Origin of the sequence: Rhodopseudomonas sp. B29, assembly GCF_000333455.1 — a bacterium.
Taxonomy (GTDB): Bacteria; Pseudomonadota; Alphaproteobacteria; order Rhizobiales; family Xanthobacteraceae; genus Rhodopseudomonas.
This window is the reverse complement of sequence record NZ_BADD01000148.1, coordinates 1-1,923: the sequence shown is the minus strand read 5'-3', so window position 1 is coordinate 1,923 and position 1,923 is coordinate 1. Positions and strand designations below refer to the sequence as shown.

Sequence of the window (1,923 nt, the reverse complement as noted above, 5' to 3'; positions counted from 1 at the left end):
TCAGCCGGGAGTCACCCGCAAGGCGCTCAACGAACATCTGCGCGACCAGGGCTTGTTCTTCCCGATCGATCCGGGCGCCGACGCGTCGCTCGGCGGCATGGCGGCGACGCGCGCGTCCGGCACCAACGCGGTCCGCTACGGCACGATGCGCGACAACGTGCTGGCGCTGAAGGTCGTGCGCGGCGACGGCGAAATCATCACCACCGGCACCCGCGCCAAGAAGTCTTCGGCCGGCTACGACCTGACGCATCTGTTCGTCGGCTCCGAGGGCACGCTCGGCATCATCACCGAACTGACCATCAAGCTGCGCGGCATTCCGGAAGTGATCGCTGCGGCGTCGTGTTCGTTCCCGACCGTCACCGACGCCTGTCAGGCGGTCATTCTGGCGATCCAGACCGGTATTCCGCTGGCTCGCATCGAGTTGCTCAGTGAAGCTCAGGTCAAAGCCTGCAATGCCTATTCGAAGCTGACGCTGCCGGAGACGCCGCTGCTGCTGCTGGAATTCCACGGCAGCGAAGTCGAGGTCGCCGAGCAGTCCAAGAACTTCGGCGCCATCGCCAAGGATTGCGGCGGCGGCGAGTTCACCTGGACGACGCGGCCCGAAGATCGCAACAAGCTGTGGCAGGCGCGGCACGACGCCTATTGGTCGGTGCGGGCACTGCGCCAGGGCGATGGCGTCGGCGTCGTCGCCACAGACGTCTGCGTGCCGATTTCGCGGCTGGCGGACTGCGTCGCCGAAACCGAGCAGGACATGCTGCGTCTCGGTCTGATGGCGCCGATCGTCGGTCATGTCGGCGACGGCAACTTCCATTGTTCCCTCTTGTGCGACGTCAACGATGCCGACGAGATGGCGCGGGCTGACGAGTTCATGCACCGGCTGGTCGAGCGGGCGCAATCGATGGACGGCACCTGCACGGGCGAACACGGCGTGGGCCAGGGCAAGCAGAAGTATTTGCAAGGCGAGCTTGGCCTCGAGGCCTTGCAGGCGATGCGCGCAGTCAAGCAGGCGCTGGACCCGCAGAACATCTTCAATCCCGGCAAGATCCTGCCGCAACAACTCGCTTAAGCTCATCCAAGCTCAGGTGATGCGCGAGATCGCGCGTCAATTGCTGTGAGTTCGCCACAGTTTCTGATTATTCCTTGAAAACAAGGAGCTATTCTCTCCATCATCATCCGTCGCGGGAAGGGCGGTAGGCACCGCCGAAGGGAAGACGCGTGCAGACGACGCTGCTCGGCCTGGCTATCGCGCTGATCCTGGCGCTGCTCGCCGCCCTGGTCGGGCCATTCCTGATCGATTGGAATCAGTTCCGCACGCCTTTTGAGACAGAGGCTTCGCGGCTGCTCGGCGCCCCGGTGCGCGTCGCGGGCGCGCTCGACGCGCGGCTGTTGCCGACGCCATCGCTTCGGCTGCGGGATGTCACGGTCGGCGGAGCCAATGATCCGGGGCGGGTTCAGGCGCAGCGGCTCGATGTCGAATTCAGCCTCGGCTCGCTGATGCGCGGCGAATGGCGCGCCGACGAGCTGACGATCAACGGCGTCTCGCTGGATCTCGGCCTCGACAGCAAGGGTCAGCTCGACTGGCCGGCGTCCGGGCTTTCCAGCCTTGCAGCCCTGACCGTGGACCGCCTCAACCTGACCGGCCGCATCGCGCTCCATGACGCCGCCAGCCGCTCGACGCTGGAGCTGAGCGACATCGCCTTCGCTGGCGAACTGAAGGCGCAGCCTTTGGCGCTACGCGGCGACGGCAATTTCCGGCTGGACGGCAGCCGCTATCCGTTCCGGCTCTCGACCAGCCGCAGCGCCGATGGCAACGCCCGGCTGCGGCTGAGCTTCGATTCCGCGGAGCGAGGCATTTCTGCCGATATTGACGGGTTGGTCACGCTGGACCGCCGTTCGCCGCGGTTCGACGGCGCTGTAACGCTC

General features: G+C 65.7%; 2 protein-coding genes. Both read left to right on the top strand.

Translation table 11 applies throughout. The features are described from left to right. On the top strand, positions 1-1,066 hold a 1,066-nt coding region (locus I5M_RS05605), incomplete at its 5' end, for an FAD-binding oxidoreductase (RefSeq protein ID WP_022720508.1). A 149-nt stretch (positions 1,067-1,215) separates the two neighbouring features. Continuing rightward, positions 1,216-1,923 (top strand): AsmA family protein (locus I5M_RS05600; protein ID WP_031335475.1); only part of this gene is annotated, 708 nt, incomplete at its 3' end.